The 23449-nt window shown below is 64.1% G+C and carries 20 protein-coding genes; 14 read left to right on the top strand and 6 right to left on the bottom strand.

Annotation, left to right across the window (positions count from 1 at the left end; translation table 11 throughout):
* Positions 1–77 precede the first annotated feature (77 nt).
* A complete protein-coding gene (locus HTA01S_RS16580) occupies positions 78–974 on the top strand; it encodes a porin (protein WP_068173850.1) in 897 nt (298 codons plus the stop codon).
* Positions 975–1252: 278 nt separating this feature from the next.
* On the top strand, positions 1253–2161 hold the full coding sequence (locus HTA01S_RS16575) for a porin (RefSeq protein ID WP_068173849.1): 909 nt from the start codon (positions 1253–1255) through the stop codon (positions 2159–2161).
* 120 nt (positions 2162–2281) lie between these two features.
* On the opposite strand, the gene HTA01S_RS16570 is transcribed toward HTA01S_RS16575, so the two are convergent.
* On the bottom strand, positions 2282–3901 hold the full coding sequence (locus HTA01S_RS16570) for a peptide chain release factor 3 (protein ID WP_068173848.1): 1620 nt from the start codon (positions 3899–3901) through the stop codon (positions 2282–2284).
* A gap of 34 nt (positions 3902–3935) precedes the next feature.
* Here HTA01S_RS16570 and HTA01S_RS16565 point away from each other — a divergent pair, with 34 nt between their 5' ends.
* Positions 3936–5204: an RsmB/NOP family class I SAM-dependent RNA methyltransferase gene (locus HTA01S_RS16565; protein ID WP_068173847.1), complete on the top strand. Its 1269-nt coding sequence runs from the start codon at positions 3936–3938 to the stop codon at positions 5202–5204.
* Positions 5205–5371: 167 nt separating this feature from the next.
* Complete coding sequence (locus HTA01S_RS16560) at positions 5372–6598, top strand: DesA family fatty acid desaturase (protein ID WP_068173846.1); 1227 nt, start codon at positions 5372–5374, stop codon at positions 6596–6598.
* Between the two features lie 189 nt (positions 6599–6787).
* On the opposite strand, the gene rpmG is transcribed toward HTA01S_RS16560, so the two are convergent.
* From rpmG to trxB, 3 genes are all read right to left on the bottom strand, one after another.
* A complete protein-coding gene (rpmG, locus tag HTA01S_RS16555) occupies positions 6788–6958 on the bottom strand; it encodes a 50S ribosomal protein L33 (RefSeq protein ID WP_068173845.1) in 171 nt (56 codons plus the stop codon).
* Positions 6959–6970: 12 nt separating this feature from the next.
* A complete protein-coding gene (rpmB, locus tag HTA01S_RS16550; protein WP_056269541.1) occupies positions 6971–7204 on the bottom strand; it encodes a 50S ribosomal protein L28 in 234 nt (77 codons plus the stop codon).
* Positions 7205–7415: 211 nt separating this feature from the next.
* Entirely contained in the window at positions 7416–8363 is a 948-nt protein-coding gene (gene trxB / locus HTA01S_RS16545; RefSeq protein WP_068173864.1) for a thioredoxin-disulfide reductase, read from the bottom strand.
* 157 nt (positions 8364–8520) lie between these two features.
* Between trxB and HTA01S_RS16540 the strand changes: the two genes are divergently transcribed.
* The 10 genes from HTA01S_RS16540 to HTA01S_RS16495 all read left to right on the top strand — a co-directional run bounded on the left by HTA01S_RS16540 (position 8521) and on the right by HTA01S_RS16495 (position 20352).
* Complete coding sequence (locus HTA01S_RS16540) at positions 8521–9195, top strand: Crp/Fnr family transcriptional regulator (RefSeq protein WP_068173844.1); 675 nt, start codon at positions 8521–8523, stop codon at positions 9193–9195.
* Positions 9196–9319: 124 nt separating this feature from the next.
* The gene (locus tag HTA01S_RS16535) at positions 9320–11680 is read left to right on the top strand and encodes a DNA translocase FtsK (protein WP_068173843.1); all 2361 of its coding nucleotides are present in this window, start codon (positions 9320–9322) and stop codon (positions 11678–11680) included.
* Between the two features lie 46 nt (positions 11681–11726).
* Positions 11727–12362: an outer membrane lipoprotein chaperone LolA gene (gene lolA, locus HTA01S_RS16530; protein WP_068173863.1), complete on the top strand. Its 636-nt coding sequence runs from the start codon at positions 11727–11729 to the stop codon at positions 12360–12362.
* A gap of 17 nt (positions 12363–12379) precedes the next feature.
* Complete coding sequence (locus HTA01S_RS16525) at positions 12380–13687, top strand: replication-associated recombination protein A (protein ID WP_068173842.1); 1308 nt, start codon at positions 12380–12382, stop codon at positions 13685–13687.
* 231 nt (positions 13688–13918) lie between these two features.
* Positions 13919–14848, top strand: a complete 930-nt coding sequence (locus HTA01S_RS16520; RefSeq protein ID WP_068173841.1) for a branched-chain amino acid ABC transporter permease — start codon at positions 13919–13921, stop codon at positions 14846–14848.
* A 13-nt stretch (positions 14849–14861) separates the two neighbouring features.
* Positions 14862–15947 (top strand): branched-chain amino acid ABC transporter permease, encoded by a 1086-nt coding sequence (locus HTA01S_RS16515; RefSeq protein WP_068173840.1) that lies wholly within the window; start codon positions 14862–14864, stop codon positions 15945–15947.
* A gap of 13 nt (positions 15948–15960) precedes the next feature.
* A complete protein-coding gene (locus HTA01S_RS16510; RefSeq protein WP_068173839.1) occupies positions 15961–16731 on the top strand; it encodes an ABC transporter ATP-binding protein in 771 nt (256 codons plus the stop codon).
* A 12-nt stretch (positions 16732–16743) separates the two neighbouring features.
* A complete protein-coding gene (locus HTA01S_RS16505) occupies positions 16744–17460 on the top strand; it encodes an ABC transporter ATP-binding protein (protein ID WP_068173838.1) in 717 nt (238 codons plus the stop codon).
* A gap of 214 nt (positions 17461–17674) precedes the next feature.
* A complete protein-coding gene (lysS, locus tag HTA01S_RS16500) occupies positions 17675–19222 on the top strand; it encodes a lysine--tRNA ligase (RefSeq protein WP_068173862.1) in 1548 nt (515 codons plus the stop codon).
* Positions 19223–19308: 86 nt separating this feature from the next.
* Complete coding sequence (locus HTA01S_RS16495; protein ID WP_068173837.1) at positions 19309–20352, top strand: metallophosphoesterase; 1044 nt, start codon at positions 19309–19311, stop codon at positions 20350–20352.
* A 4-nt stretch (positions 20353–20356) separates the two neighbouring features.
* Here the strand turns inward: HTA01S_RS16495 and HTA01S_RS16490 are convergent, their stop codons facing one another.
* Together HTA01S_RS16490 and rpoH are read right to left on the bottom strand one after the other, a co-directional pair.
* Entirely contained in the window at positions 20357–22156 is a 1800-nt protein-coding gene (locus HTA01S_RS16490) for a sensor domain-containing diguanylate cyclase (RefSeq protein WP_068173836.1), read from the bottom strand.
* A gap of 157 nt (positions 22157–22313) precedes the next feature.
* On the bottom strand, positions 22314–23288 hold the full coding sequence (rpoH, locus tag HTA01S_RS16485; protein ID WP_407656119.1) for an RNA polymerase sigma factor RpoH: 975 nt from the start codon (positions 23286–23288) through the stop codon (positions 22314–22316).
* Positions 23289–23449 lie beyond the last annotated feature (161 nt).

Below are 23449 nucleotides of genomic sequence, written 5' to 3'. Positions count from 1 at the left end.
CTACAGCTTCCAGAACGGAGGTTGGCTCGGGCAGACAAGACCCGCAGCCTCACATTCAACCCTTGGAGAAATCTTCAATGAAAAAGACCTTGATCGCTCTGGCCGCCCTGGCTGCCACCAGCGCTTTTGCCCAATCCTCCGTGACCCTGTACGGCGTGGCCGACGTTGCTCTGACCAAGGTGACCGGTTCCTCCGCAGCCGTCGGCGCCAGCAGTGGCCTGAACAACGGCACCAGTCGCCTGGGCTTCAAGGGTACCGAGGACCTCGGTGGTGGCCTGAAGGCCGGTTTCACCTTTGAGCAGGCCGTGAACCTGGCCACCGGTGCAACCAATGCCAACACCTTCGATCGTGCTGCCTGGTTGAACCTGGCTGGCGGTTTTGGTGACCTGCGTCTGGGCCGCAGCCTGACCCCCAACTTCTACGGTGTTGCTGCCTGGGAACTGACCGGTACCGCGAACTACTCCGTGGTCGCCAACCAGTTTGGTTTCGCTGGTCCTTCGCGTAACGACGCCATGATGATGTACACCAGCCCCAACTTTGGTGGCTTCTCCGTCAGCTTTGGTCACGTGCTCAAGGGCAACAACGCCGACGTCGCCAAGAACAGCCTGAATGCCATCTACAAGAATGGTCCTCTGGCTGTGGGCTTCTCCTATGCCAAGGCCACCGGTACCGAAGCCTCCAAGGGCATTGGCGCCAACTACAACTTCGGCGCCTTCCAACTGGCTGGTTCGGTGATGGACCCCGCTGGTGACTCCAAAGGCTTCTCCATCGGTGGCGGTGTCCAGGCCGGTCCTGTGAACATCGTGCTCGACATTGCTCGCGATACCGAAGCCAAAGACACCAACACCCTGGTGGAAGTGAAGTACCCGCTGAGCAAGCGCACCTTCACGTACGTGGCTTTTGTGCGTGATGGCAAGGGCAAGACCGAAGAGAACGTCAACGGTCTCGGTTTGGGTCTGCGCCACAACTTCTGATCTCGCGCTGGCTTTGCCAGCAAGCGATCAAACAGGAAACCCTGCCGCGAATGCGGCAGGGTTTTTTTTGCTTGTGGAACGACAAGTATCCATATGTCAGGGTGCTGGTGTCTTGGGGGATCGACTGTTTCAAAAAACCGACATCTGGTGTATGTAAGTCGATATTTGCAGGGAAAACCCTTGGCACTGATCGCGAGGCCATTACCATCACTTCGTGAATCAACCTCACAGCTGGTCTTGATTGCGAGACCGGACATCACTTAAGAAGGAATCCTGTCATGAAGAAAACTCTGATTGCTTTGGCCGTTCTGGCAGCCTCCGGCGCCGCTTTTGCCCAATCTTCCGTGAGCTTGTACGGTATTGCTGATATCGCCTTGGTCAAAGCCAAGGGTTCGAGCGCTCAGCTCGCCTCTGGCGGCGTGAGCACCAGCCGTCTGGGCTTCAAGGGCACCGAAGACCTCGGTGGTGGCCTGAAAGCCAACTTCCTGTTCGAAGAAGGCATTGACCTGACCACCGGCGCCCTGAAAGGCAACGGCTTTGCCCGTCAGGCCTACGTCGGTCTGGCTGGCGGCTTCGGCGAAGTGAAGCTGGGCAACGTGTACACCGCCTACGACGACATCTCCGGCGCCACCAACCCCGTGTTCGATTCCGTTCTGGCCCCGACCGTGGTGTGGGCTTCGACCGGTTACATCAGCAACCCCGGCTCCAACATCTATTACGCTTCTCCGTCCTTCGGTGGCGTGAGCGGTGCCGTCAGCTACGCGCTGGACGGCTCCAAGCAGAAGGTGACTTCTGTGAACGTCAAGTACGAAGGTGGCCCGGTCTACGTGGGTTTTGGTTACCAAGACGAAGCTGATCGCACCGGCAACAAGTTCACCCGCCTGAACGGTTCCTACGACCTCGGCGTTGTCAAGCTGCTGGCTGGCTACGGTCAGGTCAAACCTGAAGTGGGTTCCAAGACCACCGAGTACTCTTTCGGTGCCGACGTTCCCCTGGGTTCTGCTCTGACCCTGTCGACCGGCCTGGCATCGTCCAAGGTTGACGGTGGCGACAACCGCAACAGCGTTGGCCTGGGCGTGGCTTACTCCATGTCCAAGCGCACCACGCTGTACACCGGCTTCCGCAAGGAAAACAAGGCTGCTGGCGACACCAGCCTGTTCGCCGCTGGCGTCAAGCACACCTTCTGATCTGGGCGGCCGCAAGGCTGCTTGACTCAGTTGAACAAAAGGCCGCTGGGGGCAACCCCAGCGGCCTTTTTTATTTGCCTGGCCTACGCCTTCACAAGAAGGAACGTGCAGACACGGTGGTCACACGCCCTTGTGGAACACAAGACCCGCGTGCTCGCGCATCGCGTGGAATTTGATTTTTGGCCAATTGGCTTCCACGGCGCGCAGCGTCGCCTGGTGGTCGACCAGGAGCGTGGGTGCATCCACCGCGTCCAGCGCCACCCGATGGCTGTTGGCGTCGATGAATTTTTTCAGCTCGACCTCGCCACCATCTTCCGGCGCACAGGTCACCCAGCGGGCCACCTGGTAGGGGCTTCCCATGATGCGGGCCTTGACGCCGTATTCGTGCTCCAGGCGATGCGCCACCACCTCGAACTGCAGTTGGCCCACAGCGCCCAGTAGCAGAACCGAACCCGCCACCGGACGGAATACCTGGATCGCGCCCTCTTCACCGAGTTGGGTCAGGCCGGCGCGCAATTGCTTGCTGCGCAACGGGTCGGCCACTTCCACACTTCGGATGATTTCCGGCGCGAAGAAGGGCAGGCCGGTGAACTGCAGGTTCTCACCTTCGGTGAGTGTGTCTCCGAGCTGCAACACGCCATGGTTCGGGATGCCGATGATGTCGCCAGCAAACGCCTCGTCGAGCAGCTCGCGCCGCTGCGACAAAAAGCTCACCACGGTATTGGGCCGCAGATCCTTGCCGCTGCGCACCACCCTGAGCTTCATGCCGCGTTCAAAGTGGCCGCTGGCCACGCGCACGAAGGCGATGCGGTCGCGGTGCGCCGGGTCCATGTTGGCCTGGATCTTGAACACCACGCCGGTGAACTTCGGCTCTTCAGGGTGCACCACACGCTGGATGGCGGGGCGGTCGCCCGGAGGCGGCGCCAGGTCCACCAGTGCATCCAGCACCTCGCGCACGCCGAAGTTATTGACCGCCGAGCCGAACAGCATGGGTGTCTGTTTGCCCGCCAGGAACTGTTCTTCGTCGAACGCGGGCGAAGCGCCTTCGACCAGTTCCAGTTCGCCTTTGGCCTGTTCGAACTCGGCGCCGAAGCGCTTCAGGCTCTCGGCGTTGTCCAATCCGGCCAGCACTTCCTCGTCACCGCCCCTGCGGTCTTCGCCCGCTGCGAACACGCGCATCTGGTCGGTTCGGCGGTCGTACACACCGCGGAAGGTCTTGCCCATGCCCACGGGCCAGGTGAATGGCACGACCGTCATGCCCAGTTCACGCTCGATCTCGTCCATCAGGTCCAGCGGCGCCTGCACCTCGCGGTCCATCTTGTTGACGAAGGTGAGGATGGGTGTGTTGCGCGCGCGGCAGACCTGCAGCAGTCGCCGCGTCTGAGGTTCCACACCATTGCCAGCGTCGATCACCATCAACGCGGCATCCACGGCGGTGAGCACGCGGTAGGTGTCCTCGCTGAAATCCTGGTGACCGGGCGTGTCGAGCAGGTTGATCACGCAGTCGCGGTATTCCATCTGCATCACCGACGACGCCACGGAGATGCCGCGCTGCTTTTCGATCTCCATCCAGTCGGACGTGGCGTGGCGCGCAGCCTTGCGCGCCTTCACCGATCCAGCGATGTTGATGGCGCCCGAGAACAGCAGCAGCTTCTCGGTCAGGGTCGTTTTACCCGCGTCGGGGTGGGAAATGATGGCGAAGGTACGGCGACGCTTCACCTGTTGGGCAATTTCGGACATAGCTCATGATTATCGCGGGTGGGACAATAGGACGATGCACCCCAAAGCCCTCCTGGACGAATGTTCCGCCCTGATCGAACAGGTTTTCAAATTTGACCATCCCACCGACGCCGTGGTCGCGCGCCATTTCCGGGAGAACCGGTCACTCGGCCCGCGCGAGCGCGCCACGTTGTCGGACACGGTTTACGCCATCCTGCGCGAGCGCCTGAAGTTCGAATGGCTGGCCCGCTCCGGCACCGGTTCCAAGTGGCGCCGACTCGCCATCCTGGGTTTCCCGGGGGATCGCGACTTTCTCAAGAGCGCGTTGACCGACGCGGAAAAGACCTGGTGGGACCACTGTCTGGCGGTGAACGACGCCGACCTGATGGCGCAGCACCGCCACAACCTGCCCGATTGGCTGGCCAGCGCACTGCGCGAGCAGGTGGGTGACGAGTTCGATGCGCTTGTGGCCAGTCTGAACCAGCCGGCTGCGCTGGATCTGCGCGTCAATGTGCTGAAGAAAAAGCGCGAAGTGGTCTTGGCCGAGTTGCGCCAGGCGGGGTTGGCCTGTGAGGCCACCCCATATTCCCCGTTGGGCATCCGACTGCAGGGCAAACCTTCACTGACCAAACTGCCGGCCTTTGTGCAGGGCGACGTGGAAGTGCAGGACGAAGGATCACAGCTGCTGGCACTGCTGCTGGACGCCAAGCGTGGCGAAATGGTGGTGGACTTTTGCGCGGGCGCGGGCGGCAAAACGCTGGCCATTGGCGCGGCCATGCGCAACAGCGGACGCCTGTATGCGTTCGACACCTCTGGTCATCGGCTCGATGCCCTCAAACCCCGACTGGCACGCAGCGGACTGTCGAATGTGCACCCCGTGGCCATCGCCCACGAGCGCGACGACCGCATCAAGCGCCTAGCGGGCAAGATCGACCGTGTACTGGTCGATGCACCGTGTTCTGGCCTGGGCACTTTGCGTCGCAGCCCCGACCTGAAATGGCGGCAAACACCGCAGACCGTGGCCGCGCAGGCGGAACTGCAACAGGCCATCCTGCACAGCGCTGCGCGCCTGCTCAAGCCAGACGGGCGGCTTGTGTACGCCACCTGCAGTCTGCTGCGGGCGGAGAATGAGGCGGTTTGCGAAGCCTTTGCCCTGGCCCATCCTGAATTCGAAGAGGTACCCGTGTCTGCCCTGCTGGACGCTCTGCATGTGCCGCAGGCTGCGGCTTTGTGTTCGGGTGAGCGGGGGCGCTGGCTGCGTCTGTGGCCGCATCGGCATGCAACAGATGGCTTCTTTGCTGCCGTCTGGCGGAAAAAGCCTTGAAAAACCGGTAAAACACCCGATTTTCATCTGAGCTTTCGCCGGTCGGGTGGTTGTGGCTAGGTGTTTTTCACCCTCGCCCTTAAAATCAAAGGCTCCCTTCGGCCCGCTGTGTGCGCGAGCCTGGCCTGTTTGATATGGACGCTTCCAGGCGTTCTTTTAGGAAATCAATGTTCTCTTCTGATTCGGGGGCTTTTTCCCTTCTGTGGGATGGCCTGATCCAGTTCCTGGCCCACGGTCTGACCGGTGCGTCGTGGTGGCAGGCCATGGTGGTGGCACTGGTGTTGACCCATGTCACCATTGCGAGTGTCACCATTTACCTCCATCGCCATTCGGCGCACCGCGCACTGGACCTGCACCCGGTGGCCTCGCATTTTTTCCGCTTCTGGCTCTGGATGACCACCGGCATGGTTACCAAGGAGTGGACGGCCATTCACCGCAAACACCACGCCAAGTGTGAACACGAGGGTGATCCTCACAGCCCAGTGGTGTTTGGCATCAAGAAGGTGTTCTGGGAGGGCAGCGAGTTGTACCGGGCCGAAGCCAAGAACCAGGAAACCCTGGAGCGCTACGGGCACAACACGCCGGACGACTGGATCGAGCGCCATGTGTACACCGGGCGTTCGCGCCTGGGCGTGAGCCTGATGCTGATCATCAATGTCGCCATGTTTGGCGTGTTGGGCCTGACGGTATGGGCTATTCAGATGATCTGGATTCCGATCACCGCGGCCGGCATCATCAACGGCATTGGCCACTGGTGGGGTTACCGCAACTTCGAAGCGACCGATGCCAGCACCAACGTCTCGCCATGGGGCATTCTCATTGGCGGCGAAGAGCTGCACAACAACCACCACACCTACCCCACATCCGCCAAGCTGTCGGTCAAACCTTACGAGTTTGATATTGGCTGGCTCTATATCAGCGTGCTCAAGTCGCTGGGTCTGGCGCGCGTGAAAAAGTTGCCACCGAAGATGGCCTTTGGCGACGTGAAGCCGGTGGCAGATGAAAAAACGCTGGAAGCCATCATTGCCAACCGGTATGAGGTTATGGCCGGATTCGCGCGCGAGCTGCGCACTGCCTGCAAGCGCGAGATCGAGGGGTTGAAGTCCCGCAGTGCCGACGCTTCGGTTCTGGACGCGGCTCGCCGCTGGCTGCACCGCGACGACGACAAGGTGCCGGCCGAAGTCAAGCCTCAACTGGCGCTGGCCCGGGCCGAACATCCGGTGCTCGACAAGATGGTGACCATGCGCGAAGAGCTGCGTGCGCTGTGGTCCAGCACAAACGCCACGCGCGAGCAGCTTGCCAGTGACCTGCAGGCTTGGTGTCGTCGCGCTGAAGAAAGTGGTATCGCCGCGCTGCGCGACTTCTCGATTCGTCTGCGCTCCGCGCACGCTTGAGGGTCTGATGTCCCACCCCCGCGGCGCGTCACCCCCTCAAGGGGGGCAACGCTGGCGGCCCGGCGGAGCCGGTTCCGCGGCCTTCTGGGATAGAGGCACTTCGTTCCGGAACGAGTCGAGTGTGGTCGCCGACAAACAAAAAAGCCGCTGTTTTCACAGCGGCTTTTTTTGTTGGGAGAACCGGCTGAATTACTTCAGCTTGATTTCCTTGTAATCCACGTGCTTGCGAGCTTTGGGATCAAATTTTTTGATCAGCATCTTCTCGGGCGTGGTCTTCTTGTTTTTGGTCGTGGTGTAAAAGTGGCCGGTACCCGCAGTGGATTCCAGCTTGATCTTTTCGCGTCCGCCTTTGGTTGCCATGGTGTGTGCTCCTTATGCCTGGCCGCGTGCGCGCAGGTCAGCGAGCACGGCATCTATGCCGTTCTTGTCGATCAGGCGCAGGGCAGCGCCCGACACGCGAAGGCGAACCCAGCGGTTTTCGCTCTCGACCCAGAAACGGCGGTATTGCAGGTTCGGCAGGAACCGGCGCTTGGTTTTGTTGTTGGCGTGGGAAACGTTGTTCCCGACCATGGGCTTCTTGCCCGTGACGTCGCAGACGCGTGCCATGAGGACACTCCGATACTTCTATACAGCTGTTGGCCCAGGATGCCGGTGGACAGGTGTCCGTTCTGCATCTGGCGTTCCAGCCTCACCTCGCCAGGAAAGGGTGGCGGTAACCCGAATTCGTCACGCACAACCGAAACCGGTCAAACGCAGCAAAGCCTTGAATTATAGCGCGGGTGGGTTGGCCTGGCCAACACCGCCCGGCGGGAAGGGCTCAGGCCTCGTTTTGTTCCAGAAAACGCTGGGCGTCGAGTGCCGCCATGCAGCCGGTGCCAGCACTGGTGATGGCCTGGCGGTACACGTGGTCCTGCACGTCACCCGCAGCGAACACGCCGGGCACGCTGGTCATGGTGGCCATGCCCTTCAGCCCTGATTGCGTGACGATGTAGCCGTCTTGCATCTCGAGTTGACCTTTGAAGATATCGGTGTTGGGGCTGTGGCCGATGGCGATGAAACAGCCCTTGAGCACGAGGTCTTCGGTCTCGCCGGTCTTCACACTTTTCAGGCGCACGCCGGTCACGCCGCTCTGGTCACCCAGCACCTCGTCGAGCGTGAAATGGGTCTTGAGCTCGATCTTGCCCGCAGCGACCTTCTCCATCAGCTTGTCGACCAGGATGGGCTCGGCCTTGAACGTGTCGCGGCGATGCACCAGGGTGACCTTGCGGGCGATATTCGACAGATACAGGGCTTCTTCGACGGCGGTGTTGCCGCCGCCCACGACGGCCACGTCCTGCTCGCGGTAGAAAAAGCCATCGCAGGTGGCGCAACCACTCACGCCTTTGCCCATGAAGGCTTCTTCCGAGGGCAGGCCCAGGTACTTGGCCGAAGCGCCGGTGGCGATGATCAGCGCATCGCAGCTGTACTCACCACTGTCGCCCTTGAGCACAAAAGGCCGCTTGGAAAAATCGACCGCATTGATGTGATCGAACACGATCTCGGTCTTGAAGCGCTCCGCGTGCGCCTGGAAGCGCTGCATCAGCTCAGGGCCCTGAATGCCGTCCACGTCGGCGGGCCAGTTGTCCACGTCGGTGGTGGTCATGAGCTGGCCACCCTGGGCAATCCCGGTGATGAGCACCGGGTTGAGGTTGGCGCGGGCGGCATAGACCGCGGCCGTGTAGCCGGCAGGGCCGGATCCCAGAATAAGAACTTTGGAGTGCTTCATGTTGCGCAGCCCCATCGAACTTTGGGGCAAGTGGTTTAGAGTTGACGTTGATTCGCGGCTTCCGCGGCCTTGTGCTCAACCTGGGAGGGTGGGCCGGTGACTGGAGTCATTGTATGAAAGAGCGCTGCGTCCGCAGTTCAAGCATAGGAATAAACGCATGTCCATCCTGTCCAATCTGGATTTGATTCGCCGGGTACCGCTGTTTTCCACGCTGACGCAGGCACAGGCCGAATCGGTGGCCGATGCGGTGGTCAAGCGGCGCTTCAAGCGCGGGGAATGCATCGTCGAGCAGGGGAAAAAGTCCAATTGCCTGGCCATCGTGCTGACGGGCCGGGCCCGTGTGGTGACCGCCGACAGCCGCGGTCGTGAAGTGATCCTGGCCACCATGAACCCGGGCGACTACGTGGGTGAGATGAGTCTGATCGACAACCAGCCGCATTCGGCCACCGTGCGAGCCGAGGTGCAGACCGACGTGCTGATCCTGGGGCGGGTGGAGTTCGCGCGCTGCCTGCCGGAAAACACCTCCATGGCCTATGCCGTGATGAAAGGGCTGGTGCAACGCCTGCGCCATGCCGATCGCAAGATCGAATCGCTCGCCCTGATGGATGTGTATGGCCGGGTGGCCCGCGCGCTGCTGGAGTTCGCGCAGCCCGGCAAGGACGGCCAGCTCGTCATCCGCGACAGGGTCTCGCGCCAGGATGTTGCGAAAATGATCGGCGCCTCGCGCGAGATGGTCAGCCGGGTGATGAAGGACCTGGAGGATCGGGGGTTCATCGAGCTGGCTGAGGACGGCAGCACCGTCATCAAGGAACGTCTCAATTCACTGGGTTGAACGACACTGACCGTCCGGCGAGTGGCTTCGGGCCGCCCGCTCGCCAGTGCTTTGGTGCCCCTTGCGGCGGGCGCGGAGACGCATCTCCATGGGGTAAGCTTGCCCCCGGAATATTGCGGAGCCTATGACTTATTCACTCAACACGCTCAACGCCGACCGCGCCAACACGGCGCCGGCGGGGGTGACCCGTTTTGCCCAGGAGATCGGGCTCGTGCTGGGCGCCGCAGCGCTGGCGTTCTGGTTGCTGGCCTTGCTGAGCCACTCGCTGGCCGACCCGGCCTGGAGCACCACGGGTACCCGGCCGGAGGCGGGCAACTGGGGTGGCCGGTTCGGCGCCCTGCTGGCCGACTGGAGCTATTTCCTGCTGGGCTTTTCAGTCTGGTGGTGCTTTTTCGCCGGTGTGCGGGCTTGGCTGTCGGCGCTGGCACGCTGGATACGGGGGTATCAGGGGCTGGATGCGGACGACGAGGCGCACGCCCTGGAAAAGGCCACAGTGTGGCAACGCATCCGGGGTCGGCGTGCCGTTTTCTGGCTTGCGCTGGGCCTGTTGCTGGTGGCCAGCACCACGCTGGAATGGAGCCGGCTGTACCGTCTTGAGGGGCTGTTGCCAGGGCATGCGGGTGGCGTGCTGGGCCAGGCCGTGGGAACACTGGCCATGCGCTGGCTGGGGTTCACGGGTTCGGCGCTGGCCATGCTCGCGCTGCTGGTGTTGTGCTTGCCGCGCGTGTTCCGTTTTTCCTGGGGGCACTGGGCCGAACACCTGGGCTTCACGCTGGACGGCTGGTTTGAGGCCCGGCGCGAGAAACGCGAAGCGGTGGAAGACCAGCGCATCGGTGAGCAGGCGGCCCGCGAGCGCGAGGAAGTGGTCAAGGTCGAGCGGGTGGAGATTGAAGAACACCACCCGATACCGGTGGTGATCGAGCCCACCCTGATCGACGTGCCCAAGAGCGAGCGGGTGGCCAAGGAGCGGCAGAAGCCGCTGTTCACCGAGATGCCCGACAGCAAGCTGCCGCAGGTGGACCTGCTGGACGGCGCGCCGCTGCACCAGGCGGGTGTGGACAGCCAGACGCTGGAGATGACCAGCCGCCTGATCGAGAAGAAGCTCAAGGACTTCGGCGTGGAAGTGCGGGTGGTGGCGGCCGCGCCAGGCCCGGTGATCACGCGCTACGAGATCGAGCCCGCCACCGGTGTGAAGGGGTCGCAGATCGTCAACCTGGGTCGCGATCTGGCGCGCTCGCTCTCGCTGGTGTCGATCCGCGTGATCGAGACCATCCCCGGCAAGAACCTGATGGCGCTGGAGCTGCCCAACGCCAAGCGGCAGATGATCAAGCTCAGCGAAATCCTGGGCTCGCAGGTCTACAACGACGCCAAGTCGCTGTTGACCATGGGTCTGGGCAAGGACATCGGCGGTCAGCCCGTCGTGGCCGATCTGGCCAAGATGCCGCACTGCCTGGTGGCCGGTACCACCGGCTCGGGCAAGTCGGTCGGCATCAACGCCATGATCCTCTCGCTGCTGTACAAGGCCGATGCGAAAGACGTGCGCCTGTTGCTGATCGACCCGAAGATGCTGGAGATGAGCGTCTATGAGGGCATCCCGCACTTGCTCGCGCCGGTGGTGACCGACATGAAGCACGCGGCCAACGGCCTGAACTGGTGTGTGGGCGAAATGGAAAAGCGCTACAAGCTCATGAGCAAGATGGGCGTGCGCAACCTCGCGGGTTTCAACCAGAAGATCGACGAGGCCAGGGCGCGTGGCGAAATCATCGGCAACCCCTTTAGCCTGACGCCCGAGCAACCCGAACCGCTGGAGCGCCTGCCCTACATCGTGGTGGTGATCGACGAACTGGCCGACCTGATGATGGTGGTGGGCAAGAAGATCGAAGAATTGATCGCACGCCTGGCGCAAAAGGCGCGTGCCGCCGGCATCCACCTTATTCTGGCCACGCAGCGACCCAGCGTGGACGTGATCACCGGTCTGATCAAGGCAAACATCCCCACCCGCCTGTCGTTTCAGGTGAGCAGCAAGATCGACAGCCGCACCATCCTCGACCAGATGGGCGCCGAGAGCCTGCTCGGCATGGGCGACATGCTGTACATGCCGTCCGGCACCGGGTTTCCGATCCGGGTGCATGGCGCTTTCGTCAGCGACGACGAAGTGCACCGTGTGGTGGCCTATCTGAAAGAGCAGGGCGGCGAGCCTAACTACATCGATGGTGTGCTGGAAAGCGCTGCGGGCGATGGCGAGGGTGGCGACATGTTCGGGGACGGTGGCGGTGGCAACGGTGAAAAAGACGCGCTCTACGACCAGGCGGTCGAAATCGTGCTCAAGGACCGGAAGGCCAGCATTTCCTACGTGCAACGCAAACTCAAGATCGGTTACAACCGCGCGGCCCGCCTGCTGGAGGACATGGAAAACGCGGGCCTGGTCAGTGCGCTCACATCGAGCGGGCAGCGCGACATTCTGGTGCCGTCACGTGGCGAATGAGCCCACGGTGCAACCTTGTGACCGCAAACGGGTCCGACCCGACATGATCAAAAAACTTCTCACCACCGCAGCGTTTGCGCTGACCACTTTCGCAGCCCACGCCGATGGCCTGAAAGACTTGGAGCAGTTCCTGCGCGACGTCAACAGTGCGCAGGCCAGCTTCACCCAGGTCGTGACTTCGCCCAAGCGCACGGGCGAAACCGTGGCGCGCAGCAAGACCTCCAGCGGACGCTTCGAGTTCCTGCGGCCCAACCGCTTCCGTTTCGAATACACCAAGCCGTTTGAGCAGACCATCGTGGCCGATGGCCAGACGCTTTGGTTGTACGACGTCGATCTCAACCAGGTGACCGCGCGCAAGCAGCAAGAGGTGCTGGGTAGCACGCCGGCCGCCCTGATTGCGGCGGGCACCGACATGCGCGCGCTGTCCGAGGTGTTCGAGCTGCAGGCGGCGCCCGCGCAGGATGGGCTGGAATGGCTGGAGGCGCGTCCGCGCAACAAGGACGGCCAGCTGCAGAGCGTGCGTGTCGGGTTTCGCCAGGGACAGCTCGCCGTGCTGGAGATCGCGGACAGCCTGGGCCAGCGATCGGTGCTGACGTTTGGCCAATGGCAGGACAACGTGGCGCTGAAGGCCGAGCGCTTCCGCTTCACGCCGCCCGCCGGGGCCGACGTGATCCGCCCCTGAGCGAACACTTTCGCGCCGTGAGTTCGCCCGCCGCTTCCCGCGTCTCACCGCACACGCCGCTGGCCGAGCGCCTGCGGCCACGCACGCTGGCCGAGGTGATCGGCCAGCAGCACCTGCTGGGCGAAGGCATGGCGCTGCGCCTGGCCTTCGAGTCGGGCCAGCCGCACAGCTGCATCCTCTGGGGCCCGCCGGGCGTGGGCAAGACCACCATCGCCCGGCTCATGGCCGACGCCTTTGATGCCCAGTTCATCACCATCAGCGCCGTGTTGGGGGGCGTGAAGGACATCCGCGAGGCGGTGGAGCAGGCCCAGGCGGCGCGTGACGGCCTGCACCAGCAGCGCACCATCGTGTTCGTGGACGAGGTGCACCGTTTCAACAAGAGCCAGCAAGACGCCTTTTTGCCACACGTGGAGTCGGGCCTGTTCACCTTCATCGGTGCGACCACCGAGAACCCCTCGTTCGAGGTCAACTCGGCGCTGCTCTCGCGCGCCGCGGTTTATGTGCTGCAGCCGCTGGCCGAGGACGATCTGCGCAGCATCATCGGCAAGGCGCAGGCGATCGATGCCGTGCCGCCGGTGCAGGACGCCGCGGCCGAGCGGCTCATTGCCTACGCCGATGGCGACGCCCGCCGCCTGCTCAACACTCTGGAAACCCTGGCCGTGGCGGCTGCCCGGGAAAAACTGCCGGAAGTCACCGACGACTGGTTGATGCGGGTGCTGGGTGAACGCATGCGCCGCTACGACAAGGGCGGCGAGCAGTTCTACGACACCATCAGCGCACTGCACAAAAGCGTGCGCGGCTCAGACCCCGACGCGGCCCTGTACTGGTTCGTGCGCATGCTCGACGGTGGTGCGGACCCGCGCTACATGGCGCGGCGTTTCATCCGCATGGCCAGCGAGGATATCGGGCTGGCCGACCCGCGCGCACTGCGCCTGGCGCTGGACGCGGCCGAAGTCTACGAACGCCTGGGCACCCCGGAGGGCGAGCTGGCCCTGGCCGAGTGCGTGGTGTACCTGGCCGTGGCGCCCAAGTCCAATGCGGTCTACAAGGCTTTCAACGAAGCCAAGGCCTTCGTAAAGAAAGACGGCACCCGTCCGGTGCCCATGCACCTGCGCAATGCACCGACCAGGCTCATGAAGGAGCTCGACTACGGCAAGGGTTACCGCTACGCGCACGACGAGGCCGATGGCTTCGCCGCCGGGGAGCGCTACCTGCCCGAGGGCATGGCCGAACCGGGTTTCTACCGCCCGGTCGAGCGGGGACTGGAGATCCGCATCGCCGATAAGCTGCGGGAGCTCAAGAAACTGAATAATCAAAAAAACTAATGCAAGACCAATTGCACTGATGCAGCAGCCCGGCATCGTCGAAAATTAGGGTAAACCCGTGATATCTAAGGGCTTACACGCATAAGAGCAGGCAAAACGCATCGATACAATGCCGCCACCAACCCGCAGTCTGTCCTGTTCAAGGTCGAGCCTGGCGGGTTTTTTGCTAAGTTGAATCGGGCCAGATTGGGCAATCCGCCTGGGCCCGATAAAAACACGGAGAACTTTTTCATGGAAACCTTGCTACAGCAGATCATCAACGGTCTGGTTCTGGGCAGCATGTATGCGCTGGTTGCCTTGGGCTACACCATGGTGTACGGCATCATCGGACTGATCAACTTCGCGCACGGCGACGTGCTCATGGTGGGCGCGCTCACCAGCTGGACCATCATCGGTGTCATGCGGGAGGCCTCACCCGGTATGCCGCTGTGGCTGATCCTGGTGTTTGCCACGGTGATCGCGATGGTGGTCTGCGCCGCGCTCAACTACACGATCGAGAAACTGGCCTACCGGCCGTTGCGCAATTCCTCGCGCCTGGCCCCTTTGATCACAGCCATCGGCATGTCGCTGCTCTTGCAGACCTTTGCCATGATCATCTGGAAACCCAATCCCAAGTCGTACCCGAACATGCTCTCCACCGACCCGGTGCACCTCGGGGGGGCTGTGATCTCGGTCACGCAGATCGCCATTCTGGCGACCACGGCCGTCACACTGGCTTTCCTGATGTGGCTGGTCAACCGCACCAACCTGGGCCGCGCCATGCGGGCCACGGCCGAAAACCCGCGTGTGGCCGCCCTCATGGGCATCAAGCCCGACGTGGTGATTTCCGCCACCTTCATCATCGGCGCCATGCTGGCCGCGATCGCGGGCATCATGTGGGCGTCCAACTACGGCTCGGTGCAGCACGCCATGGGCTTCATGCCCGGCCTGAAAGCCTTCGTGGCGGCCGTCATGGGTGGCATCGGCAACCTGGCCGGTGCGGTGGTCGGCGGCATCGCGCTGGGCCTGATCGAATCGCTGGGCGCCGGTTATCTCGGCAAGCTCACCGGGGGGGTGCTGGGCAGTCAGTACACCGACATCTTTGCCTTCATCGTGCTGGCCATCGTGCTGACGCTGCGTCCTTCGGGCCTGCTGGGCGAACGCGTGGCGGACCGCGCCTGAGGAGTTGACCATCATGATGAACACCAAATCCGGCAAACTGATCGTTTTCCTGCTCGCGGGTGCAGCCCTGCTGCTCCTGCCCATCCTGTTGCAGTCCACCGGCAGCAACTCCTGGGTGCGTATCCTTGACATCGCCCTGCTCTACGTGCTGCTGGCCCTGGGCCTGAACATCGTGGTCGGCTACGCCGGCCTGCTGGACCTGGGCTACATCGCGTTCTTCGCGGTGGGCGCCTATGTCTTTGCGCTGCTGGGTTCGCCGCACCTGATCGACACCTTCCCGGCCATCAAGGCGATGTTCCCCGAAGGTCTGCACATCAGTATCTGGATCGTGATGATCATTGCCGCGGTGATTGCCGGGGTTGTCGGCATGATCCTGGGCGCGCCCACGCTCAAACTGCGTGGCGACTACCTGGCCATCATCACCCTGGGCTTCGGCGAGATCATCCGCATCTTCCTGCTCAACATGGACCGCCCGGTGAACATCACCAACGGCCCCAAGGGCATCAGCCAGATCGACACCATCTCGGTGTTCGGCCTCGACCTGGGGCAGCGCCTGACCATTGGGGATTACTCCTTTCAGCCGGTCACGCTGTATTACTACCTGTTCCTGTTCTTCGTGGTCGGGGCGGTGATCCTGTCTTACCGCCTGCAGGACTCGCGCATCGGTCGCGCCTGGATGGCGATCCGTGAAGACGAAATCGCGGCCAAGGCCATGGGCCTGAACACGCGCAACCTCAAGCTGCTGGCCTTCGGCATGGGTGCCACCTTCGGCGGCGTGTCCGGTGTGCTGTTCGCCTCGTTCCAGCGCTTCGTGTCGCCCGAGTCCTTCTCGCTGATGGAGTCGGTGATGGTGGTGGCCATGGTCGTGCTGGGTGGCATCGGCCACATCCCGGGCGTGATCCTGGGGGCCTTGTTGCTCGCCGGCCTGCCCGAACTGCTGCGCCATGTGGCGCACCCGCTGACCGCCATGACCGACGGTCGTCTCGCTCCGGAAATCCTGCGTCAGTTGTTGATCGCGCTTGCCATGGTGGTGGTCATGCTGATCCGCCCCAAAGGCTTGTGGCCCGCGCCCGAGCACGGCAAATCCCTGAGCAAGTGAGCGGAGCAACCAGATGACCGATACGATTCTCAAAGTCGCCAATGTCTCCAAGCGTTTCGGTGGCCTGCAGGCCCTGAGCGATGTGGGCATCGAAATCAAACGTGGTCAGGTCTATGGCCTGATTGGTCCCAACGGCGCGGGCAAGACCACCTTCTTCAACGTGCTGACGGGGCTGTACACCCCCGACAGCGGTTCGTTTGAACTGGCGGGCAAGCCCTACACGCCCACGGCGGTGCACGAAGTGGCCAAGGCGGGCATTGCCCGCACTTTCCAGAACATCCGCCTGTTCGCCGAAATGACGGCGCTGGAAAACGTGATGGTCGGGCGCCACGTGCGCACGCACTCGGGCCTGATCGGCGCCGTGCTGCGCACCCCGGGTTTCAAGCGCGAAGAGGCTGAGATCACCGAACGGGCGCGCGAACTGCTGGAGTACGTGGGCATTGCCAAATTCGCCGACTTCAAGTCGCGCACCCTGAGCTACGGCGATCAGCGCCGGCTGGAGATCGCGCGTGCGCTGGCCACCGATCCGCAGCTGATCGCGCTGGACGAACCGGCCGCGGGCATGAACGCCACCGAAAAGGTGTTGCTGCGCGAGCTGATCGACCGCATCCGCAAGGACAACCGCACCATTTTGCTGATCGAACACGATGTGAAGCTGGTCATGGGTCTGTGCGACCGTGTCACGGTGCTGGACTACGGCAAGCAGCTCTCGTCCGGTACGCCGGCTGAGGTGCAGAGCGACCCGAAAGTGATCGAAGCCTATCTGGGCACCGGCGGCGCCTGAGGACACAAGAACATGGCAAACACACTACTCAAAGTCAGCGGCCTGAAGGTCGCATACGGCGGCATCAAGGCCGTCAAAGGCATCAATCTGGAAGTGCGCGAGGGTGAGCTGATTTCGCTGATCGGTTCCAACGGCGCGGGCAAGACCACCACCATGAAGGCCGTCACCGGTTCGTTGGCCTTCGAAGGCGGCGACATCGAATACCTGGGTCAGAGCATCGCAGGCAAAGGCGCCTGGGACCTGGTCAAGCAGGGCCTGGCCATGGTGCCGGAAGGCCGGGGCGTGTTCACCCGCATGACCATCACCGAAAACCTGCAGATGGGCGCCTACATCCGCTCCGACAAGGCGGGCATCGCCAACGACATCGAGCGCATGTTCGGCATCTTCCCGCGCCTGAAAGAGCGCAAGGACCAGCTGGCCGGCACCATGTCGGGCGGCGAGCAGCAGATGCTGGCCATGGCGCGCGCGCTGATGAGCCAGCCCAAGGTGCTGCTGCTCGACGAGCCGTCCATGGGCCTGTCGCCCATCATGGTGGACAAAATCTTCGAGGTGGTGCGCGACGTGTCGGCCCAGGGTGTGACCATCCTGCTGGTGGAGCAGAACGCCCAGCGCGCCCTGCAGATCGCTGATCGTGGCTACGTGATGGACTCGGGTGAAATCACCATGACCGGCAGCGGCAAGGACCTGTTGACCGACCCGAAGGTTCGCGAGGCATACCTGGGGCATTGATCTCCCACCCCCCGCGCCGCCAGCGGCGTCACCCCTCAGGGGGCAACGCGAGCGGCCCGGCGAAGCCGGTTCCGCCGCGTTCTGGGTTCGGGCCCTGTGCTCCGGAGAGGATGCAGTTGCACCGTCTTCTGGTTTAGGGGTCTCTTTCACCGGAACTTACAATGACGGGTTGCGCTTTTCCGGGCGCAACCCGTTTTTTCATTGCCCCAACACCATGACCACCGACCACGCCCAAGCCGCCCCTGCTACCGACGACAACCAGCTGATCGCGGAGCGCCGCGAGAAACTCAAGGCGTTGCGTGTGGCCCAGCAAGAGGGCAAGGGCGTGGCCTTCCCGAACGACTTCAAGCCGGCCGACAAGGCCGAGGCCTTGTTCGCGACCTATGGCGAGGTGAGCAAGGAGGCGCTGGAAGCGACGCCGACGCGCGCCAGCGTGTCGGGCCGCATGATGCTCAAGCGCGTCATGGGCAAGGCCAGTTTTGCCACGCTGCAGGACGCGTCGTTTGGCCCCTCGGGCGGCCGCATCCAGATCTACCTGAACACCGACAGCGTGGGCGAGGCGGCGCTGGCGGCCTTCAAGCACTGGGACCTGGGCGACATCGTGGCCGCAGAGGGCGTGTTGATGCGCACGCGCACCGGCGAGCTCACCATCCACGCCGACCGCATCCGCCTGCTCACCAAGAGCCTGCGTCCGCTGCCCGACAAGTTTCACGGCATCCACGACCAGGAAATCAAGTACCGCCAGCGCTATGTGGACCTGATGACCGACGAGAGCGCGCGCAAGCGCTTCGTCACCCGCAGCCAGGCGCTCTCCAGCATCCGCGACTTCATGGTGAGCCACGGCTTCCTGGAAGTGGAAACGCCGATGCTGCACCCCATCCCCGGTGGCGCCAACGCCAAGCCCTTCAAGACGCACCACAACGCGCTGGACCAGGAAATGTTCCTGCGCATCGCGCCCGAGCTGTACTTGAAGCGCCTGCTGGTGGGCGGGTTTGATCGTGTGTTCGAGATCAACCGCAACTTCCGCAACGAAGGCATCTCGGTCCGCCACAACCCCGAATTCACCATGATGGAGTTCTACGCGGCGTACTGGAACTACCGCGACCTGATGGACTTCAACGAACAGCTGATCCGCCACGTGGTGCGCCAGGTGCACGGCGACACGCCGCTGAGCTACAACGGCCAGCCGGTGGATGTGGAGTCGCCGTTCGAGCGCCTGACCATCCGCGAGGCGATCCTGAAATACACCGAGGCCGGTGCGGGCGTGGACGACGCGGCCTGGCTGCTGGAGGCGTTGAAAAAGCTCGGCCTGTCCGAGGCCAAACACCAGCTCAGCACGCGCAGCCTGGCCAGCCTGCAAGTGCTGTACTTTGAAGAGACGGTGGAAGAGAAGCTCTGGAACCCAACCTTCATCATGGACCACCCGACCGAGATTTCGCCGCTGGCCCGTGCCAACGACGACCGCCCGGAGGTGACCGAGCGCTTCGAGCTCTACATCACCGGCCGCGAGTTCGGCAACGCCTTCTCCGAGCTGAACGACGCCGAAGACCAGGCCGCGCGTTTCCACGCCCAGGTCTCGGCCAAGGACGGTGGTGACGAAGAAGCCATGTACTACGACGCCGACTTCATCCGCGCGCTCGAGTACGGCATGCCCCCGGCGGGCGGCTGCGGCATCGGCATCGACCGTCTGATGATGCTGCTGACCGACAGCCCGAGCATCCGCGACGTGATTCTGTTCCCGGCCCTGCGCCGCGAGGCTTGAAGTAGTGAACATCCCCGCGCCCTGGGCTGCACCTTTTCATGCGTTGGGGTAGCGCTCCGGCGCCATGGAAAACTGACGCTCGGGTCATGACCTGGGCGTCGATCCAGCGGAGCGGCTGGTGGGCGTGGCGGCTGTTTGCGCTGGCGGCGCTGCTGTCGGTGGGCATCAGTCTGTGGGACTACGCCGGGCGCTGGTACACCCCGCGGCTGGAACTGCGCAACTTCATCATGCTTGGCCTCTTCTGGGGCTCCCGGCTGGCCGGGCCTTTCCTGCTGTGGGGACTGGTCGCGCAGGCCCTTGCGCTGCCCTGGTCGCGGCGCTGGCGCCCACTGCTGGCGGCGCTGCTGGTCTCGGTCGGCCTGTGGGCCTCGCTGGTGGAGCCCGAGCTCATCCGGGTGCGCACCACCACGCTCACCGGCATCCCGGCGGGTGCCCAGCCGGTCCGCCTGGCGGTGATCGCCGACATTCACTGGGGCCTGTTCCTGCGGGACCACCAGCTGCAGCGGCTGGTCGAGCGGCTCAACGCGTTGGAGGTGGACGCCGTGCTGGTGGCGGGCGACTGGGTGCACGAGCCGCCGCGCGACTTGCTCGCGGGCCTGGCGCCCTTGGCCCGAATCCGGGCGCCCGTGTTCGGGGTGATGGGCAACCACGATGTGCAGGCCCCGGGGCCTGACCTCACCGAGCCGCTTCGCGCGGCGCTCCAGGCCCACGGCGTGCGCCTGCTCGACGGGCAAACCTTGGACTGGCGCGGCTGGCAGTTGGTGGGGCTGGACGATCTCTGGGGTGGTAAACCCCAGGCGCAGATTCGCGCGCTCTGGCCATCGGGGTCCGCCCCGGCCGCTCCAGCGCCCGCCCGCCTGGTGGTCACGCACCAGCCCGACACCGTCGCGCTGCTGCCGCCGTCGGCCGCGTTCCTCTCGGTTGCCGGGCACACCCATGGCGGGCAGATCTGGATTCCAGGCTTCACACCCTGGTTCCTGCGCCATACCAACACCGAGCACCCATGGTGGAACGGTCTCTACACCACCCCGGCGGGGCCCTTGCTGGTCACGCCCGGCATCGGCACCATCGGCCCGCCGGCGCGCCTAGCGGTGGTGCCGACCATCGATGTGGTGGAGCTCAAGCGCTGATCCGTCAGCAGTTCAGTGTGAGGATGTGTTTTCGCTTGTCGGCCCGCAGTTCGTCCAGTGCGAAGCGCAGCCAGGCGAGATGGGCCTGGGCGTCGGCCTGAAGCTCGTGCCCCCCGTCGGGCAGCAGCGCCACCACCACCTTGAAGCGCAGCGAGGTGCCCACCGGCAGCAGATCGGAGGGGCGCAGGCCACTGGCCACGATGCTGGTGGCCGCGGCCACGGCCTGGGCCGTGCGCACCGGGCCCTCCATCAGCAGGGCAAAGCTGTTGTCGCCCACCCGGGCGGCGGTGTCCACGTCGCGCGCCACCGAGCGCAGGCGCGAGCCGGTGAGCACCAGGGCGCGGTCGGCGGTTTCGCGGCCGTGCTCGTGCTCGAACGTCTCGTGGTTGTCCAGGTCGATCAGGAGCAGGGCGTTGTGGTGGTTGTAGCGCTGGGCGCGGATCAGGCTGTCGTGCAGCCGCAGCATGAAGTTGTGCCGGTTGGTCAGGCCGGTGAGCGGCTCGGTGACCGCCAGCGCCTTGGCGCGGGTTTGTGACTCGTGCTGCATGGACGAGCGCTGCAGCAGGCCGTAGATCAGCAGCGGCGCTTCGATGGCCGCGGCGATCACCATGCCGTACTGCGAGAGAAAGCCCGAGGAGATGAGCCCGAAGTTGCGCATCACCGGCAAGGCGCCAGCCAGCAGCACCGGCAGGATGCCCAGGGCGATCCAGCGCGCCCAGCCCTCGCGGCTGCGCCAGGCGGTCCAGAGCATGGCGTACACCAGCAGCATGGCCAGCGCGCCCGTGGCGGTGATGGCTTCGAAGCTCCATTGGGATGGAGCCGCCTGGTCCCAGACCACCAGGCTCAGCATCGTTGCGGCCAGGGTGAGCGAGAGGCGGTCCAGCCAGCGCCCGATGCGCCGCGGCTGCACCAGATGGCGCACGAACAGCAGCCCGGCCACCGCCGCCAGCGGCATCAGCACGAATTCGGCCGCGCCGTTCCAGCGCGCCGTATCGGGCCACAGGAACTGCCCGCCCACGCCCAGCGAAGCGGCCAGCGACAGCCCCAGCAGCGTGATGTAGATCGCGTAGGCGGCGAAGCTGCTGTCGCGGAACACCAGTGCGTTGGCCACCGCCACCACGACGAGCAACAAGGTCATGCCGAAATAGGCGCCCAGTAAAAACTGCTGGTGGATGCGCTGCTCGCGCAACTGGTCGTGGCTGTGGATGAACAGCTCGCCCGAGAACGGCACGCGCGCGTGTTCGATGCGCACCCAGTAGGCCACCGGCGCACCGCTGCGCGGGGCCAGCTTGAACACCGGGTAGCGGTCGGGCGACGCCCAGGCGCTCACCGGCAGGCGGTCGCCCGCGTGCTGCTCCAGCCAGCTGCCGTCGGCACCGCGGTAGAACAGGCTCACGCGGTCGGTGCCCGAGCGCGCCAGCTCCAGTTCCCAGTGGGAACTGTTGTCCTGCGCCCAGGCAGTGAAACCGATCCAGAGCGCGGCCTGGTCGTCCAGCCGCAGGCGGTGTTGCGCCGCGCGCAGGCCGAAGGGCAGATCGGCCTGGCGCTGCTCCACGTCCTGCACCGTGAGCTGGCCGCTGGCGTCCACCCACCAGGCGCTGCGCTGGGCCAGGTGCACGCTCTTCGTGGAACTGTCGAGAAGCACCGGGGGCAGGCCGGACGGGGTGGCCAGCGCGGCGAATGCGCTGGCGCACAGCAACAGCGTCAGCCAGAGCAGCCACGCCATGAAACGGCGCACGGGGGTTGGCGAAGGGCTGTAGGCGGGCGGCGCGGGTGCCCGGGCCGCCGGGTTCGTGTGAAGCATCCCCCGATTTTGTCGCCAGGAGCCGCGGGGCGCGTGTTCATCCTTGGCGCCAGGGGTCATGGCCTGCAATGAGCGGCCTGTTGGCTGCACCCGCGGACGTGAAAAAGCCCCAGCCGGCGTGCTGCCGCCTGGGGCCTGTGGGCCGGGTGGGGCGGGGTCAGGCGAAAGCAGAGAGCGCCTTGCGCATCTTCTTCATGGCCGCCACCTCGATCTGGCGCACCCGCTCGGCGCTCACGCCGTACTCGGCCGCCAGCTCGTGCAGCGTCATGCCGCCCGAGCCGTCGTCGTTCACCTTGAGCCAGCGCTCGGTGACGATGCGGCGCGAGCGCTCGTCCAGCTCGCCCATGGCGCGCGCCACGCCTTCCGTGGCCAGCGCATCGCGCTCGGCCGATTCGAGCACGGCGGTCGGTTCGTGGGTGGCGTCGGCCAGGTAGGCGATGGGGCCGAAGCTGTCTTCGCCATCGTCGCCCGGGCTCGGGTCCAACACCACGTCACCCCCCGAGAGCCGGGTCTCCATTTCGCGCACCTCGGCGGGCTTGACCTTCAGGTCGCGCGCCACCACGTCCACCTCGCCGTCGGAAAACGCCTCGCGGTGGGTGTCGCCGTCCAGCGCCTCCGAGCGGAAGCCCTGCTTCATCGAGCGCAGGTTGAAAAACAGCTTGCGCTGGGCCTTGGTGGTCGCCACCTTGACCATGCGCCAGTTCTTCAGGATGTATTCGTGGATCTCGGCCTTGATCCAGTGCATGGCGTAGCTCACCAGACGCACGCCCTGGTCGGGGTCGAAGCGTTTGACGGCCTTCATCAGGCCCACGTTGCCTTCCTGGATCAGGTCGCCGTGCGGCAGCCCGTAGCCCAGGTACTGGCGGGCGATGGACACCACCAGCCGCAGGTGCGAGAGCACCAACTGCCCGGCGGCGTCGATATCGTTGCCATCGCGCAGGCGGCGCGCGGCGCTCTGTTCTTCTTCCAGCGTCAGCAGCGGCATGCGGTTGACGGCCGAAATATAGGCGTCCAGGTTGCCCAGCGCGGGCAGGGTCAGCGAACGGCTCGCCCAGGGGCTGGCCATGGCCAGTGTGGCGGACGGCAGGGCGGCGGGGACAAGGGAAGCAGACATCGTGAAAACCCTCCTCAGGTTGACTTGCCTTTTATATTAGCACTCTCTGTGAGCGAGTGCTAAGGCAGAAGTTCCATGACCCGGGCGGGGACGGGGTATGGCGCTCAGGACACCGAAAAAGAGCGGTGAAAAGGATTGCATTCATGAGATACAATTTTTCACAGACAGTAACCTAATGG

Origin of the sequence: Hydrogenophaga taeniospiralis CCUG 15921, assembly GCF_001592305.1 — a bacterium.
Lineage (GTDB): Bacteria > Pseudomonadota > Gammaproteobacteria > Burkholderiales > Burkholderiaceae_C > Hydrogenophaga > Hydrogenophaga taeniospiralis.
The sequence above is the reverse complement of the archived record's forward strand: the minus strand, read 5'-3'. Positions and strand labels throughout refer to the sequence as shown.

Coding starts and splice junctions, on each gene's coding strand:
- HTA01S_RS16580 (WP_068173850.1), top strand. CDS start 78: ATGAAAAAGACCTTGATCGCTCTGGCCGCCCTGGCTGCCACCAGCGCT.
- HTA01S_RS16575 (WP_068173849.1), top strand. CDS start 1,253: ATGAAGAAAACTCTGATTGCTTTGGCCGTTCTGGCAGCCTCCGGCGCC.
- HTA01S_RS16570 (WP_068173848.1), bottom strand. CDS start 3,901: ATGTCCGAAATTGCCCAACAGGTGAAGCGTCGCCGTACCTTCGCCATC.
- HTA01S_RS16565 (WP_068173847.1), top strand. CDS start 3,936: ATGCACCCCAAAGCCCTCCTGGACGAATGTTCCGCCCTGATCGAACAG.
- HTA01S_RS16560 (WP_068173846.1), top strand. CDS start 5,372: ATGTTCTCTTCTGATTCGGGGGCTTTTTCCCTTCTGTGGGATGGCCTG.
- rpmG (WP_068173845.1), bottom strand. CDS start 6,958: ATGGCAACCAAAGGCGGACGCGAAAAGATCAAGCTGGAATCCACTGCG.
- rpmB (WP_056269541.1), bottom strand. CDS start 7,204: ATGGCACGCGTCTGCGACGTCACGGGCAAGAAGCCCATGGTCGGGAAC.
- trxB (WP_068173864.1), bottom strand. CDS start 8,363: ATGAAGCACTCCAAAGTTCTTATTCTGGGATCCGGCCCTGCCGGCTAC.
- HTA01S_RS16540 (WP_068173844.1), top strand. CDS start 8,521: ATGTCCATCCTGTCCAATCTGGATTTGATTCGCCGGGTACCGCTGTTT.
- HTA01S_RS16535 (WP_068173843.1), top strand. CDS start 9,320: ATGACTTATTCACTCAACACGCTCAACGCCGACCGCGCCAACACGGCG.
- HTA01S_RS16520 (WP_068173841.1), top strand. CDS start 13,919: ATGGAAACCTTGCTACAGCAGATCATCAACGGTCTGGTTCTGGGCAGC.
- HTA01S_RS16515 (WP_068173840.1), top strand. CDS start 14,862: ATGATGAACACCAAATCCGGCAAACTGATCGTTTTCCTGCTCGCGGGT.
- HTA01S_RS16510 (WP_068173839.1), top strand. CDS start 15,961: ATGACCGATACGATTCTCAAAGTCGCCAATGTCTCCAAGCGTTTCGGT.
- HTA01S_RS16505 (WP_068173838.1), top strand. CDS start 16,744: ATGGCAAACACACTACTCAAAGTCAGCGGCCTGAAGGTCGCATACGGC.
- lysS (WP_068173862.1), top strand. CDS start 17,675: ATGACCACCGACCACGCCCAAGCCGCCCCTGCTACCGACGACAACCAG.
- HTA01S_RS16495 (WP_068173837.1), top strand. CDS start 19,309: ATGACCTGGGCGTCGATCCAGCGGAGCGGCTGGTGGGCGTGGCGGCTG.
- HTA01S_RS16490 (WP_068173836.1), bottom strand. CDS start 22,156: ATGCTTCACACGAACCCGGCGGCCCGGGCACCCGCGCCGCCCGCCTAC.